The 15,639-nt window shown below is 59.5% G+C and carries 12 protein-coding genes and 2 pseudogenes; 2 read left to right on the top strand and 12 right to left on the bottom strand.

Annotation, left to right across the window (positions count from 1 at the left end):
• Positions 1-8: 8 nt before the first annotated feature.
• The 5 genes from FEZ63_RS17120 to FEZ63_RS17100 all read right to left on the bottom strand — a co-directional run bounded on the left by FEZ63_RS17120 (position 9) and on the right by FEZ63_RS17100 (position 6,429).
• The gene (locus FEZ63_RS17120) at positions 9-950 is read right to left on the bottom strand and encodes an ABC transporter permease (RefSeq protein WP_150946697.1); all 942 of its coding nucleotides are present in this window, start codon (positions 948-950) and stop codon (positions 9-11) included.
• Between the two features lie 163 nt (positions 951-1,113).
• On the bottom strand, positions 1,114-2,796 hold the full coding sequence (locus FEZ63_RS17115) for an ABC transporter substrate-binding protein (protein WP_420846298.1): 1,683 nt from the start codon (positions 2,794-2,796) through the stop codon (positions 1,114-1,116).
• Positions 2,759-4,069: a D-amino acid dehydrogenase gene (locus tag FEZ63_RS17110; protein ID WP_150946695.1), complete on the bottom strand. Its 1,311-nt coding sequence runs from the start codon at positions 4,067-4,069 to the stop codon at positions 2,759-2,761. Before FEZ63_RS17110 ends, FEZ63_RS17115 begins: the two co-directional genes overlap by 38 nt.
• Positions 4,070-4,097: 28 nt before the next feature.
• Entirely contained in the window at positions 4,098-5,765 is a 1,668-nt protein-coding gene (locus tag FEZ63_RS17105) for a thiamine pyrophosphate-dependent enzyme (RefSeq protein WP_150946693.1), read from the bottom strand.
• A 4-nt stretch (positions 5,766-5,769) separates the two neighbouring features.
• A complete protein-coding gene (locus tag FEZ63_RS17100; RefSeq protein WP_150946823.1) occupies positions 5,770-6,429 on the bottom strand; it encodes a TetR/AcrR family transcriptional regulator in 660 nt (219 codons plus the stop codon).
• A 523-nt stretch (positions 6,430-6,952) separates the two neighbouring features.
• On the opposite strand from FEZ63_RS17100, the pseudogene FEZ63_RS17095 reads away from it, so the two are divergent.
• Both FEZ63_RS17095 and FEZ63_RS25960 read left to right on the top strand, forming a co-directional pair.
• Positions 6,953-7,075, top strand: a pseudogene (locus tag FEZ63_RS17095) (Tn3 family transposase); the annotation flags it as partial.
• Positions 7,076-7,749: 674 nt separating this feature from the next.
• Entirely contained in the window at positions 7,750-9,336 is a 1,587-nt protein-coding gene (locus FEZ63_RS25960; protein ID WP_162419766.1) for a M10 family metallopeptidase C-terminal domain-containing protein, read from the top strand.
• Positions 9,337-9,466: 130 nt separating this feature from the next.
• On the opposite strand, the pseudogene FEZ63_RS25705 reads toward FEZ63_RS25960, so the two are convergent.
• From FEZ63_RS25705 to FEZ63_RS17055, 7 genes and pseudogenes are all read right to left on the bottom strand, one after another.
• A pseudogene (locus FEZ63_RS25705) lies at positions 9,467-9,558 on the bottom strand (IS6 family transposase); the annotation flags it as partial.
• A gap of 211 nt (positions 9,559-9,769) precedes the next feature.
• Positions 9,770-10,789 carry an ABC transporter ATP-binding protein gene (locus FEZ63_RS17080; RefSeq protein ID WP_150946689.1) on the bottom strand — a complete coding sequence of 340 codons (1,020 nt, stop codon included), beginning with the start codon at positions 10,787-10,789 and terminating at the stop codon, positions 9,770-9,772.
• Between the two features lie 33 nt (positions 10,790-10,822).
• Positions 10,823-11,677 (bottom strand): carbohydrate ABC transporter permease, encoded by an 855-nt coding sequence (locus tag FEZ63_RS17075; protein ID WP_150946687.1) that lies wholly within the window; start codon positions 11,675-11,677, stop codon positions 10,823-10,825.
• Entirely contained in the window at positions 11,674-12,582 is a 909-nt protein-coding gene (locus FEZ63_RS17070; protein ID WP_150946685.1) for a carbohydrate ABC transporter permease, read from the bottom strand. Before FEZ63_RS17070 ends, FEZ63_RS17075 begins: the two co-directional genes overlap by 4 nt.
• Before the next feature lie 28 nt (positions 12,583-12,610).
• Positions 12,611-13,843: an ABC transporter substrate-binding protein gene (locus tag FEZ63_RS17065; protein ID WP_244622845.1), complete on the bottom strand. Its 1,233-nt coding sequence runs from the start codon at positions 13,841-13,843 to the stop codon at positions 12,611-12,613.
• Positions 13,844-13,970: 127 nt separating this feature from the next.
• Positions 13,971-14,768 (bottom strand): SDR family NAD(P)-dependent oxidoreductase, encoded by a 798-nt coding sequence (locus FEZ63_RS17060; RefSeq protein WP_150946680.1) that lies wholly within the window; start codon positions 14,766-14,768, stop codon positions 13,971-13,973.
• On the bottom strand, positions 14,765-15,532 hold the full coding sequence (locus tag FEZ63_RS17055; protein ID WP_150946678.1) for a FadR/GntR family transcriptional regulator: 768 nt from the start codon (positions 15,530-15,532) through the stop codon (positions 14,765-14,767). Before FEZ63_RS17055 ends, FEZ63_RS17060 begins: the two co-directional genes overlap by 4 nt.
• Between the last annotated feature and the right edge of the window lie 107 nt (positions 15,533-15,639).

Raw genomic sequence — 15,639 nt, 5'->3', positions numbered from 1 at the left:
TGGTTCCCTCAGTAGCGGATACGGGGATCGAAGATGGGATAGAGCACATCGACCACGAGGTTGATGAAGATGTAGAAGAACGAAAAGAGAAGGATCAGACCCTGAATCACAGGGTAGTCCCGCGCGAGCACCGCCTCCACAACGAGGCGGCCTAACCCGGGTAAGTTGAAGACGGATTCTGTCACCACCACGCCACTAATCAACGAAGCAATCCCGATGCCAATAATTGTCAGGATCGGCACGGCTGCATTGCGCAGGGCATGGCGCATCAAGACCACGCGCTCGGTCGCTCCTTTTGCACGAGCGGTCCGGATAAAGTCCTCTCCCATCACCTCAATGATGCTACTGCGCGTGATGCGCGCGATAAGCGCGACATAAACCCCACTCAATGCGAGAACCGGCAGCACGAGACGCTGAGCGAACGGCCAGAACCCATCGGATAACGGCTTGTAGCCTTGAACAGGAAACCAGCCCATCTTGATCGAAAGGTAATAGATCAAAAGATACGCGACGACGAACGTGGGAACGGAAAAGCCAAGGACCGAAAATGTCATGACGGCGCGATCAAGCATCCTTCCTTGCTTCCACGCAGCAACAATACCCAGAGGAATTGCTACTGATACGGTCACGACGATCGTCCCAAACGCCAAGGCGAGCGACGGGCCCATGCGATCGGCGATCATGCCTAATACCGGCGCCCCAGAGAGAAGGGATACGCCGAGGTCTCCCTGTAGAAGCTGATAGACCCACTGCACCAATTGCAGAGGAATGGGCTTATCCAAGCCCATTGTCTGCCGGATTTTCTCCAACTGCTCGGTCGTGGCATCGTCTCCGGCAATAATGGCGGCAGGATCTCCGGGAGTAAGGCGCAGAATAGCAAACACGACGACCGCGACCATCGCCATGACCGGGATCGTCGCCAAAAGGCGTCTCGTAATGTAGGCCAACATGGTTGTCCTCCCTTCATCCCATTACAGGGATTCTGGAATGCATAAGATGTCTGGTTGAATGGACCAGAAGTGATCGATGGCACGGTTGGCCCGGGGACCGTGGGAGCTGACTTGCCACACGGCCCCATTTTAATTCAGATGACGCGAGCGCCTGTGACTTTGCTTACTTTTCCGCTTTTTTGATATTCCAGAAGAGCGTCACCGGAGAAGGCAGGACGCCAGTGAGCTTTTTGCTATAGGCTGCTGGGACGGAAAATTGGCCGAGTGGCGCAACAACGCCTTCATCGATGGCGAGCTTCTGTATCTGCGCCGTAATTTTCTTCCGTTCGGCCGGATCGGTCGCACGTGCAAAATCCAAGCGGAGCTTCTCGATTTCAGGCACGTCGGGCCAGCCGGCCCAGGCTTTCTTGCCGTTTGACGCCACCGTTGTGTTGCCGAACGGATCGCCGCTCGTGGCAAGTGTGCTGTAGGTAGAGAAGATGTTCCAACCGCCTTCTGATGCCGGCTTCTGGTTACCCTGTTGTGTGACCACCGTTTGCCAGTCCATCGTTTTCAAATCGACCTTGAAACCTGCCTTGCGGAGAGCCGATGCGATCACGACAGGTTGAGCTGACAACATGGCGATATCTGTGGGATGCAAAACCACGACGGGAGTTCCGTCATACTTCGCCTCCTTAAGTAGTTCTTTGGCTTTCTCGATATTCGAGGGGACGACCACATCCTGACCATAGGCGTCAGCATAGGGCGTATCGCAACCAAAGACCGAGGGGCAGGTCCTGGAATATTTCGGATTCCCCACAAGCGTCTTGAGAACGTCCTCTTGACCCACAGCATTCATCGCGGCCTGCCGGACCAGCTTATTGTCGAACGGAGGATGCAAGTGGTTAAACCGAAAATATGTCCAACTTCCCAACTTGTCGAGAACCTCGACATTGATGTCGCTCTTGTTCTCAAGCATCGGCAATAGATCGAACGGCACTTGCTGGATGTAATCAATTTCCCCGTTGATCAAGGCGTTCACCGGCGTCATCTGGTCTGGCATGGCAAGCCATTGGACACGATCTACGTTGACGACCTTGCCGCCTGCTGTCCAGCTTGCCGCGTCGGAGCGGGGCACGTAATCTTTGTTCTTCTCGTACACCACCTTAAGACCGGGCTTGAACTCCGAGTCGACGAACTTGAACGGGCCCGAGCCAACATATTCCTTGATGGGTTCGGAGGATGGCGTATCGGCAATTCGCTTGGGCATGATAAAGGCCGGACGCGAACTGAGCTTTGCAAGGCTCTCCAAGAGGAGTGTCGTGGGCTCTTTGAGAATGACCTGGAAGGACTTGCCATCCACAACCTTAATCTCGGATACCATCGTCATCAGCACCTGCCCGGTCGAGTCCTTCTCGGACCAACGCTTGATCGATGCCACACAGTCCTCTGACGTCACAGGCGCACCGTCGTGCCACTTCAACCCTTCGCGCAAGATGAAGGTGTAGGTCTTCTGGTCTGTCGAGACCTCCCATTTCTCTGCCATCTGGGGTTTGATCTCGAATTTCTCGTTAATCCCCAACAGCGTGTCGTAAATCATGTACCCGTGATCACGGGTCATGAATGCCGTGCTCACCACCGGATCCATGACCCGCAATCCGGATTGCATCACGGCCGTTATAGTTTGTGCGCTGGCCGGCAAAGAGATGAGCGAGGCAAGCGACAACGCCGCCCCGACTTTAAACGCACCGAAAACAGCTACTCGATCGAATTTGACTGACATCATAGTTCCCTCTTTTTTGAACGCGGCGACTAACAAAACACGTAACTCAAGCTGCACTTCTTCGAGCGCTTCCTCTTGCTCCACGTGGAAGCGGATGCTGTCTGGAATTTGGCAAAGCAAATATGTCCGCCGGAATGAGAGTCGGCCTCCCGGCCATCTGATCCGCTAACAGACCGGCACTCCCGGCGGCGAGCGTGAAGCCGAGGGCCCCGTGCCCGACATTGAGCCAGAGGTTCTCAAACCGGGTAGCGCCGATGAGCGGCTTACCGTCCGGTCGGGCCGGCCGCAAACCCGCCCACGCCTCCGGCTCCCCTGCCGGTTTGAGGTTTGGAAAAAAGCTGTCGACATTTCGCCGAAGAGACGTGATCCGATGAGGATCGATCGACATTGACGTATCGCCGATATCGACCATGCCAGCTACTCGCAAACGATTTCCGAGCCGCGCATAGACCACTTTGTTCTTTAGGTCGCTGACGCTCGTCCTTGGTGCTATGCTGTCAGACCTGAGATCATACGTAAGACTGTAGCCCTTCAAGGGATAGACGTTGGGATCGATGCCGACCTGCCTCGCCAGATGCTGAGCGCCCACGCCATTGGCGATGACATAGGCATCAGCGATTATATCGCCGTGTGAGGTTTGGAGACCAAGAATCCGACCATCCTCGACGTGCAGATTATTAACGGTCGTCTGATACCGGAACTTCACGGGATCGCGTCCCGACGACATGATCCGCTCCAGCTCGACACATAGATGCAAGCAATCCCCGGCATCTTCGGTGGGTGTGAAGATTCCGCCGGCGATTGTGCTGCGAATTGCTTCAAGCGAGGGCTCGAGCTCCAGACATTGCTGAGGCGACAGGAGCGTCTGACTGCATCCCAATGAAGCCTGGAATCCCATCTGCGCGCTGGCCTGAGAGTAGGCTTTTGGATCTTGGTAAACGAGTAGCTTCCCCGACGATTCAAATTCGAACCGGGGATTTTCACGAGCGACGAGATCGTGAATCAGTTGGCGGCTGTACATACCGAGTTGCAAGAGTTCTGCGGTTGTGCGTTGCGCCTTACTGCTTCGGCAAGATTTGAGAAACGCAAATAGCCACCGCCATTGATCAAAATCGACTCGTGGTTGAAAACTCAAAGGCGAATTACGGCCGAGAATCCACAAAGGAAGCTTCGGTAGCACAGCAGGATCTGCCAAAGGCGAGACGAAGCTGTAGCTAAGCTGCGCACCATTCGCCTTGCTGGTTCGCAATCCGGCGCCCTTTCCGCCGTCTACTACGGTTACGGAATGACCGTCGCGGGACAGGTAATAGGCCGTCGTCAGGCCGACAATTCCTGCGCCAATGACGACGATTTTCATGATGAGAAGCCTTTTCCTGTAAAAGACATCAGACGGATCCACTTTTCCGAAACTCAGCGATCGTGCCGGCAGCGGAGATATGCTCAAGACTTGTACGGATCGACACGATGGCGGGTCGCGTCGATGCTAACGCCGTTTGCAATGCATTCTCGATCTCATCACTGCGGTCGACCGAGATCCCGAGAGCTCCATAAGTCTCAGCAAGCCTCGCAAAATCTGGATTCACCAGCGCCGTTGCACTGACCCGTTTGGGAAAGTGTTTTTCCTGATGCATGCGGATCGTGCCGTACGAGCCATTGTCGGCAATGACAATGATTGGGCGTGCGCCACACTGAATCGCCGTAGCCAGCTCGTTTCCCGTCATCAGAAATCCACCATCGCCGACGAAACACATGACGTCTCGGTGAGGACAGCGCAGGTTTGCGGCGACCGCGGCTGGCACCCCGTATCCCATCGCGCCTGAGGAAGGTGCCAGCATCGTGCGCCCTCCGCCAAAGCGCATCAACCTCTGAACCCAACCACCGAAATTCCCAGAGTCGATGGTGATGATGGCATCGTCTGCAAGCAGCCGATCGGCCGCTTGAACGGCGGCCGCGAAGATGACGCCATCATCGGCGTCCAAAGGACCTTCCCTGTGCCTGAGACCGGTCGCGACCTCATGTAGGCGCCGGCTCCATGCCAAATGATGTGCAGGAATCTGCCGCGGGGCATGCGCTCGCAGTCCCTTTAGGAAACGGGCTGGATCGCAGACGAGGCCAAGATCGACTTGGCGAATATGCCCGATTGCCGCCGCGTCGGGCCATACGTGAATGACGGGCTGAGCTGGACGTGGAGCCCCCGGAAATCGGTAACCTTGGGTCGTCACGTCACCGAGGCGGGACCCAACCGCGATGACAAGATCGGCTTGCTCAACTGCGGTCGAGAGTTCTTTCGGTGCTCCGTACGCGAGATGTCCCGCGTAAAGAGGGTGCGTATTCGGAAGCAGATCAGCGTGCCTGACGGCCGCTGCGACCGGAAGTCCAAAGGCTTCGACCAGATCGCGCAAAGCCGATTGCCCATCTGAATTTTTTAGCAAGCCGCCCGCAATCACCAACGGCCTTTGAGCGTGACCAATTTGACGGGCTACATCCGCCAAAGCATCGTATCCAACGTCAGCTATCGGCAATGTGAGCGGCTTTGCCGGTTCACAATCGACCATGTCCTCAAGCATGTCCTCGGGTAACGCTACGACAACAGGTCCCGGCGTGCCGCTTTGGGCAGCATGAAAAGCTGTCGCGACAATGTCGGGCAACCGTGTCGCATCGTTGACCTCGACCACACGTTTGACCATGGAACCGAAGACCCGCTCGTAATTGATCTCCTGAAATGCACCCATATGGCGATGTACGCGTTCAACCTGTCCGATAAACAGAACCAGCGGAACCGCATCCTGCTCTGCGGAGTGAACCGCGATGGCTGCGTTCATTGCGCCCGGCCCTCGGCTGACGAAAGCGACCCCAGGGCGGCCGGTCAGGCGGGCGTCTGCTAACGCCATGAAGCCAGCACCGCTTTCGTGCCGGCAGGTCACGACGTCAATATCCGGATGTTGAGAGAGGCCATCCAGAACACTCAGATAGCTTTCTCCCGGAACACAGAAGACACGATCAACACCATGGAGGATTAACGTATCGATCAACAGATCAGCTGCCCGTCTCATCGCCTCATGGTTCCTTGCTTTTGCTGCTGGTGGCCGTGCGCCGGGCTTCCAATGTCGCCAGGGATTCCTGTTTCAGGTCCTGCGGGAAGGCTTGGACGATGTGTTCAAGTGCGGCATAGAGCCTTTCCCACCCCTCATTCGTGCGCAGGGGAACACCGAGAAAGTGGCTCTCCGTCTTCGAACGCAGCATCAGGTAGAGAACACCGGCCAGCATGATACTGACGACTGCTGGCACATCCATATCCGGCGTCAGTCCGTCTATGCGATCGATGAATGAGCGCGCAGCCTTTTCGCGGCGGTTGGCCAATTGGGCAGTTACGTCGTTGACTTCGACAAGCTCCCAACGCCGCACTTCGCGGAGCGTTTCGTTCTTCCCGAGCGCCTCAATCTGAGCTCGCAACATCGACAAGACGAGCGCCCCCGGCGGCTGCTGGCTGGATTCGCCGGAAGCGAGAAAATCGCGGTGGCTCGTCCAGAAATCCTGCTCCTGCATCCAGGCAAGCATCAATCCGGACATGCCATCAAAATAGCGATAGATCAGTTCCTTGCTGACACCTGCCCTGTTTGCAATGGCGTTGATGCCGACCCCGCCCATGCCGGTTTCCCGAATTTGCTCTTCGAGCGCATCGAGAATTTGCCTCTCCGTTCGCTTCCGACGTGACATTCGGTCTTTCAATGCGTTTCGCCGTTCACAAGCTGAGAATTGAATGAAGATGCTTCTTGGGATGTCTTGGACGGCCCCATTACGAAATGTGACCATGCGGTCACAAAATTGTCAACGCGGGTCGTTTGAAAAAATGATGTGGATGTCAGTTGACGTCCGAAATGAGCCCCGCTTCTCGCGGGGCAAGGCCATTGAGGTCCTCGAGCCGGTGATGGCGCAGACGCTTTCAGGAGATGCAATCAGCCGGACCGGCGCCCAGGCTTCATGTCGCCCTAGTTATCGTCTTCCTCCTTATCCTGGCGGCGCGATCCTGCCTGTTTGTAGACGTGCGGAGCGTTGCGGGAGAGAGGTCAACAGACATTTGCGTTCATGAACCGATTTACCCGATTGGTGTGGCATGAGAACCCGGATCAAGGTTTGCGGGATCGCGTCGGCGGAGGATAACCCGCCTGGCCGTAGAAGCTGACGTCGACGCACTTGGCGTCAGTCGTGTGGAGCCTCCCAGTGGAGTGGTATTCCCACGCGAGGTTGTCAGGCTGGCCTCAACAAGGGCGAGGCGGCCCACAAGCTCAAGCGGGCGGTGTTCTTCTACGCGCGTAGCCAGATCCGCGACCGCTCGTTTAGAAGCGAGGCCTTCGGGGCCTCGGTGGCTGTGCGCCATGCTTGCGCCTCAATGCTCGGCTGTACCGGAGGGCTGCCACAACTCGGTGAGCATCTTCGAGGCGGGGACTGGCCGCCCTATCCGCCTCGGGAATTAGTTTGAGGATGCGGACCCTCTTTCTGACCGCTTTGGACGGACAGGCTTGCAGACAGAGATCGTTGATAATGTGAGTAGTTGGAGTCGCCTGACGCACGTTTCGTTAAGCTGAGGCATGAACCGAGAGTGGCGGAGTGGAAACGCGACAAGCTACAGGCCAAGCACTATAGAGATAAGTCACCGATGGCTTTGGCGACTGATGGAAAGTATTTGAATCATTTTGCGAACGGCAATCGCCAAGCGATGGCATATTATAGGAATGTACTCACCAACTAGAGCCATTCTCGACGGCAGCTTTATTCGTTGTGGCAGTAAGCTTGACTTGAGCGATTCGATGGTTCATCTGGTGAGCCGCGCGAACGTGAATAGATACAGCCGGGGTTAATTTCGAACCGGCATCTGCGTTCGCCGCAATTGCAATGACGAATACGCGGCGATCCAACGACATCCCGCACGACATCCCCGGCCCTGGCCGCGCAGCTCCTCGGCCTCATAGAAGGTTTTTGATATTGGCGATTCTCTACATTTCCCCCGCTGGGTCGGGCACTCGCGACGGTTCGTCGATGGCCAACGCAGGCACGATCTCGAACATCTCGAATTTTATCGACAAGGCCGGCGCGGGTGGCCAGGTTCTCCTTCGCGCTGATCAGGGCGCCTATAAAGTTGCTGGCCAAGTGACCGTTAAGGCTGGCGGCGACGCAGGCGCTCCCGTCACCATACGTGGCGTGGATGCAAGCGGCACGACCATGAACGTCGAGATCATCGGCACGCGCGCCACTGACTGGACGACCGGCAAGGCGGAGGGGACGGAGATCTTCCGGTTGCTCCCGGGCGCCGACCACCTCAAGTTCCAGGACATGACCTTCAAGAATGTCGGCAACGGCGCGTTTCGTATCGGCGCCGACATCAAGGACCTCACACTCGAGCACATGCAGGCCACAAATGTGAAGCGCTTCCTCGAGAACACCGTCTCGAGCGGCTATTCGAGCGCCAGCGTGGACGGGCTCACGGTGCGCGATGTCGACGTCTACAAATATTCAGAAAGCGCGATCAAGCTTCAGTACAACAGCCGAAACATCGTCATCGAGGACGTCACCGGCGAAGGTGACCCCAACACGCCTGAGAAATATGTGTTTGGCATTGCGCTCAACCACACGGCTCATGATGTTCTGTTCAAGAACGTCATCATGAAGAACAGCTCCGCTCGAGGTTCGAACGACGACTACTGGAACGGTGACGGCTTCACGACAGAGCGCGGCAACTACAACATCCGTTTCGAGAACACCGTGGCGTCCGGTAACACCGACGCCGGCTACGACCTCAAGTCGAGCAATACTGTTTTGGTGAACGCGATAGCCGAGGGCAACAACCGTAGCTACCGGTTCTGGAGCGACTCTATCACCATGGAGAACAGTCAGAGCCTGAACCCGAAGCACTACGGCGGCAGCGCATCGACGGATCATATCTGGATGGCCGAGGGCGCCCATGCGAGGGTGATCGGCGGGCACATCGTCGACCAGAACTCGGGTCTCACGGTATTCGACCTGTGGAAGTCGGGTGCTACGCTAGAGGTGAGCGGCACGACGATCGACACGGACGGGAAGCTCTCGGGACTGGGCTTCAACTCCCAGCTCTTCATCAGCGAGGGCAGCGCGCCAGGGGGCACCGCCGCCGGGCCGCAGACGATCGCCGGAACCGGCGGAAGCGACAGGCTCAACGGCACTCTGGGCGACGACACGCTCAACGGACTGGCTGGTGATGACGAGCTGAACGGCAGCGGCGGAAACGACATGTTGATCGGCGGCGCAGGCCGGGATGAACTCCTCGGCGGCGCCGGCGCCGACAAGTTCGTGTTCAATGCCACGCGCGAATCCGGGTCCTCGAAAACCGTGGATACGATCAGGGACTTCATCCAAGGTACCGACAAGATCGACCTGTCGGCAATCGACGCCAACACGACGCTCTCGGGCGACCAAGCATTCTCGCTCAAGGGCGCGCTCGGCTTTACCAAGACGGCAGGCGAGCTGCGCACCCTCTCAGTGAACGGCACAACCGAGTTCTGGGGCGACGTCAACGGCGACGGCGCGGTCGACATCAAAGTCAAGCTCGTCGGCACCTTCAATTTAAGTACGGACGACTTCTTCCTCTAAGCGTCCGTCCGGACGGAAGAAGAGTCCTTAGAAGCCCTTGTGATTCACTGCGACCGAGCAAGATCCAAGCGCGACAGATTGCGTTTGATGGCGAAAGGGCTGCGGCGAACCGCTGCAGCCTTTACGTCGGCCGAAAGCCCCGCATTGCTCGTTCCCGCCTTCCGTGAGGACATGAGAGTTTTCTGCCCTGTTGTTCAAGCCCTGATGGGATCGATGTTCGACCCGGCACAAAGGGCCGCGTGGAGGTCGAATATCGCGGCTGACTCAGATGGTCAGCTTCGGCATCCGTCGTTCAAGGGCGTTCGCGAGGATTAGGCAGGTCCGCTTTGTGCCAGATCGGACCTATGAGAACATTTGAAAAGTTGTGTGGCGCAGCTGGGGTCGAAACAGATCACTTGCTCGCCAACAAGGAGATATAGGCGATCTTGTAAATTTAAGTGGCCCGTCGGCCGGTAGCGTCGAAAAAGTGCAATCGGTCCGGCGCGATGGTAAGCGCCAAGGCGGTATCCGCATCGATCGTCTGGCCGTCGTACGCCACGAGGAAAACCTCCCCACCGGGCAGTTCCACGTGCAGCAACGAGGACGCGCCGGTATACTCGCTGAGGAGCACCCTTCCGCTGACGAGACCCGAACCGGGATCGGTCAGCTTAAGGTCCTCAGGCCGCATGCCGACGTGGCTCGCGCGGTTGGGGTGGGCGGGCAACGCTCCCGCAACCGAGCCGATCGGAAGGATGTTCATCTTCGGGCTGCCAATGAACTGCGCCACGAACAGATTGTCAGGTCGCTCGTAGAGTTCCCGCGGCGTGCCGACCTGTTCCACGAGCCCGTCGCGCAGCACCACGATCTTGTCGGCCAGCGTCATAGCCTCGATTTGATCATGCGTGACATAGATCATGGTACTGCCGAGACGCTTGTGCAGCGACGCGATCTCGGAGCGCATGTGGACGCGCAATTCCGCATCGAGGTTCGACAACGGTTCGTCGAACAGAAACACCTCCGGGTTACCGACGATCGCTCGGCCGATGGCGACCCGCTGCCGTTGCCCACCGGAGAGCTCGCGCGGAAAACGGTCGAGGAGAGGTTCCAGCTTGAGCGTGCGGGCGGCCTCCGCAACGCGGCGGGCCCGCTCATCGGCCGGCGCCTTTCGCACCTTAAGGCCAAACCCCATGTTGTCGCGCACGTTGAGATGCGGATAGAGCGCGTATGATTGGAACACCATCGCAACCCCGCGGCGGGCCGGCGGCATCTCGTTGACGATCCGATCCCCGATCCTGAGCACGCCTGAGCTGATATCCTCCAGGCCAGAGATCATGCGTAGTAGCGTGGATTTCCCGCAGCCGGAGGGCCCGACGAAGACGACGAACTCACCGCGGTCGACCGAGAGATCGACGCCGCGAATGACCTCGACCCTGCCGAAATGCTTCTTGACGTTGCTGAGGGAGAGACTGGTCATGGCAAGGTCCGATATGCGGCCAGGATTGGCGGCCTAGCCCTTCACGCCGGAGAGCGCGAAGCTCTCGATGATCTGGCGCTGGGCGATGATGTAGACGACGAGGATGGGGACGACCGCAAGGCTGGTGGCGGCCAATTGCAGGTGCCAGAGCGGCGTGCCGTACGGGTCCGTGAAATTTGACAGCGCCAGCGGCAAAGTGAACTTATCCAGCGACGAGACGAAGATCAGCGGCTCCAGAAAGAGGTTCCAGGAGTTGAGGAATGTGATGATGGCGACGGCGGCAAGCGCCGGTCGGGACATGGGCAGCGCGATGCGCCACCAGACACCCAGCCGTGACAGACCGTCCATCTTGCCCGCGTCTTCGAGTTCCCTCGGCAAGGCGAGGAAGTATTGCCGCATGAGGAAGGTCGCCATGATGCCCTGTGGTCCGAAGGTCGGCAGCAGGATCAGCGGCCAATGCGTGTCGACGAGTCCGGCCCAGCGCATCAAGAAGAAATTGGGAATGATCGTCACTTCCTCGGGAATCATCAGCGCGGTCACCAACAAGAGCGCGATCAGCGCCGCCCCGGCAAACCGCATGCGCGCCAGCGCATAGCCGGCGAGCGACGAGACGAGCAGAGTCAATGCCGTCACGATGACGGCGATGTAAAGTGAATTGAAGTATTGCCGCGCGAAGGGCTGGTGGTTGAAAACGTCGATGAAGTTCCGCCATTGCCATTCGCGCGGAACAAGGCTGGGCGACCCGAATATTTCGGCCGCACTCTTGAAGCCGGAAGAGACCATCCAAAGGAAGGGAAAGACGAAGGGAATGGCGGCGACGCAGAGCGCGACCGTCCAGCAAACCTGATTGATGATGCGGATACGACGGCGCGTGAGAAACGCAGTCACGTGTCCCTCCGACGCAGGGCGAGCTGGAAGATCGTCAGAACCATGACGATGACGAACATGATCATGGCGAGGGCCGACGCGTAGCCGACGTCAAAGAACTGGAATCCTTGCTGATAGATGTAGAACGCGAGGACGAGCGTGCCGTTCTCCGGGCCGCCGCCGGTCATTTGATAGATGTGGTCGAACACTTTGAACGACCCGATGGTGGTGATGACCATGATGACCAGCGTCGTGGGTCCCAGCAGCGGCCAGACGATCCAGCGAAAGATCTGCCAGCCCGAAGCACCCTCCAGCCGGGCGGCCGCACCGTAGTCGCGCGGGATCGCCTGCAGCGCGGCGATATAGAGGATCATATTGAGACCCACCATCTTGATGACGCGGGTCACGATCACGGCAGCCATCGCCCAGTTCGGTTCGCGCAGCCAGTTCGGTCCATCGATGCCGACCAGAGCGAGGATCTGGTTGATGAATCCCGCTTCGCCCTGAAGCAGGAACTTCCAGACGATAGCCCAGGCCACTGCCGATGTGACCACCGGCGCAAAGAACACGGTGCGGAAGACGACCACGCCCGCGAAGCGACCGGACAGGGCAAGCGCCAGCACGAGCGCCAGTGCCATGTTAAGCGGCACCAGCCCGACGGCGAAGATCACCGAGTTGCGAACGACATGCCAGAAATCCGGATTGCGAAACAGCGCATCATTGTAGTTGTCGAGACCGACGAAGGTGGCCTGCTGGGTGAGCAGGTTCCACTCGGTCAAGGAATACCAGACCACCGCGATCAGTGGCCCGCCGAAGAAGATGAGAAAGCCGGCCAGCGTGGGGCTGATGAAGAGCCATGCCTCCATCGCCTCACGCATCTTCAAGGTGAGCCACGGCGCATCCTCGCGGCGCGCCGTGTCTCGCATTGGTAGCGTGTCCGCCACTGTCCGGTCCTCAGAGAAGCGGTTGAATGGCGGTGCAAACGGCCTTCAACGAGGCTTCCACGTCCGCGTTGGCGCGCCACAGGGCATCGACACGTGGCTTCATCGCGGCAAGGATCTGCGGGCTCTTCTCGTGAGCCGGCAACACTTTGCCTTTGGAAATGGCGTCGGCGACGACCTTCATCTGCTTGGGGGGAATGAGATTGTTGGAGTTGGTGAAGGCGTCGCTCTCGAGCACGCTCTTGCGCGCCGGCGGGAAGAACTGCGCCGCGATAGCGACGTTCTCCTTGCTCGTCATGTGAGCGACGAACTCGCCAGCGAGTTCCTTCTGCTTGCCGGCGGAGAACACGACAATGCCGGCCTGCCCGATGACCGGCGACTCGCCGCCCGCGCCTGTGGGCAATGGAGCGATGCCCCAGTTGAAGCCCGCCTTCGGCATGAGCGAAGCGCGCGAGATCTGGTTGATGGTCATCGCGGCGCCGCCGGAGAAATAGTCCCCCTGTTCGCCAGGCGGCACGATCGACTTGTCCTTGAAGACCATGTCGTGCAACTGCTTGACGGCCGCCACAGCCTCAGGCTTGTCGAAGCCGCACTGCTTGGCGGCCCACACATCCCCGCCGGCGGCGCGGATCGGCGGCATCAGTGCATGCATGACGCGCGTGTCGTAGCCCTGGCCGTCCTTGAACTCGAAGCCCCACTTGCCGGAGGTGTCCTTGAGCTTTTTGGCCACTTCCTGGAACTTCTTCATGTTCCACTCGCCCTTCGCCGCAAGGGCATTCGGGTCTTCCAGACCCGCCTTGTCGAAGAGGTCCTTGTTGTAGAAGATCACGAAGGGCGAGGTCGAGAACGGCACCCCGTAGACCTTGTCGCCCGCGGTCCACAGGCCGAGCGATGGCTTGGAAAAGTCCGCGAAGTCGTAGCCGTCGGCTTTCTTCAATGCCGGGGCGAGATTTTCGAGCACGCCTGCCGCGGCGAAGGTCGGTGCGGCGTCCTCCATCAACCACCCAGCGTCCGGCGGGTTGCCGCCGGCCAATTGAAACGTGAGTTTCTGGGTATAGTCGCCTGGCGGAATCGTCTCGTACTTGACGGTCACGTCAGGGTGCTTTGCCTTGAAGCTCTCCGCGTACGCGTTGAGCATCTTGAGATGCGCTTCGTTGCCCGTCCAGATGGTGAAGCGGAGCTCGGCGGCGCCGAGAGTGCCCGACATCATTCCGAGCGCCAGCACCGTGGTCGTCATTCTCTTCATTGTGGCTTTCATCGTTCTCCTCCCTGCAACTTTCATCCGAATACTAACTCGCCCGCGCTGAGCGGTGCCGCGTCGGGAACCATGGCGACGCGGCCCTCCTGAAAGGCCGTGATGTCGGCATAGGCGCTCATGCGGTCTCCCCCGGCAGCGAGCCCGGCGCATCGCCGATCGTCCAGCCGCCATCAACGGGTATATCCACGCCGGTCAGATAGGCCGCTTCGTCCGAGCACAGGAAAATCGCAGGGCCAACACAATCCTCCGGCCTGCCGGGACGCCCGACGGGAATCTTGGCGGCGACGGCACGACGGAAGGAGGCGTCGGCATAGCGGGCGGCCGTGCGCTCCGTCTCGATCGCGCCCGGGGAGATCACGTTCATGGTGACTCCGCGAGTTGCAACCTCACGGGCGATGGCGCGAATGGCCGTGAGTTGCGCCGACTTGAACGCCGCATAGGCGACGGTCTCGGCACGCGGCCGGGTCGCCATGACGCTGCCCGTGGCCACGACACGCCCCCATCCACGCTCCGCCATCGCAGGGACGAGCGCGCGACAGAGCGCCACGAGGGACGCGAAATTCGCGGTGAAATGGCGCGCGAGATGGTCGCCCGTCACGTCTTGCCACGTCACGCGGTGCTCGATGGCCGCATTGGCGATCAGGATGTCGACAGGCCCGAATTCGTTCGTTACCCGGCGCGCAAGCGCTTCGGGCGCAGAGGGGTCCAGGAAATCCGCTTCGAAGTCCATCGCGGCACGGCCAATGGCGCCGATCTCGGCACGAACCGACGCCAAGCCGTTCCGGTCTTCGTGACCGTGGACCGCCACATCCGCGCCCTGCCTCGCCAAGCCCAGCGCAATCGCGCGCCCGATGCCCGAGTTGGCGCCGGTCACGACCGCGCGGCGGCCTCGGAGGGAGAAGGCGCCAGTCATCGCTGCGTATCCCCAGCGCTGCCGAGCTTTTCGGCGACCTCGAGCGAGGCGATATCTGCCGCCTCGAAATGAGCGATGATCTTCTGCCCGGCAAGATCCGGCGCACCGGCCGCAATCGCTTCGTAGATGGCGCGATGACGCTCGACGGTTGCGCTCCAGTCGGCATCGGTGCGGTTGGCGCGGCGCGCGAAGACCTCGGAGACCTCACGCTGGACGGAGCGCATGCCCTCCATCTGGACGCGGATCATGGCGTTGCCCGTCGCAAGCGCGATGCCGAGGTGAAAAAGGATATCGGCCTCGGTGAATCCCGCCGGCTCCTTTATGGAGCCAACCATGTCATGCAGTGCCCGCTCCATGGCGGCCAATCCTGCCGGATCGCGGCGCTCCGCCGCCAAACGGGCGATCCCCGTCTCGATCACGCGGCGCATCTCGTTCGCCTCACGCAGCCGCTCGAGGCTCGATCGCGCGGCATAGCCGTAGATGCGCTCCATCGGTTCGCCGTTCATCGCCTTGGCGCGCGCAACCTTGCCCTGCTGGGTGAGGATCAAGCCTGCCGCCGCCAATTGGCGCAGCGCCTCACGGGCGATGGGTTTTGAGACCCCGAACTCGCGGGCAATCTCGACTTCGGCCGGCAGCGCCTCCCCAGGCGCGATGCGACCGTCGAACAGGGCTGCGGCGATCGCATCCGAAACGGTATCCGCGAGCCGGGCCGGCACGACCGGCTTGGTGGAAAAGAGTCGCTTTCTGGCCGATCCTGCGCTCATGGGGCTCCCGATCTTCCTCATCGATAGCACGCCAGCGGCCAACCTAGCAACTAGGTTTGTTAGTTGCCAAGCGGTTGCGTTCTGCGCTAGGATTCCTGGCCAAGTGA

Source organism: Microvirga brassicacearum, assembly GCF_008757455.1.
GTDB lineage: Bacteria > Pseudomonadota > Alphaproteobacteria > Rhizobiales > Beijerinckiaceae > Microvirga > Microvirga brassicacearum.
Note: the sequence above shows the minus strand (reverse complement) of the source record. Positions and strands in the feature narration are given on the sequence as shown.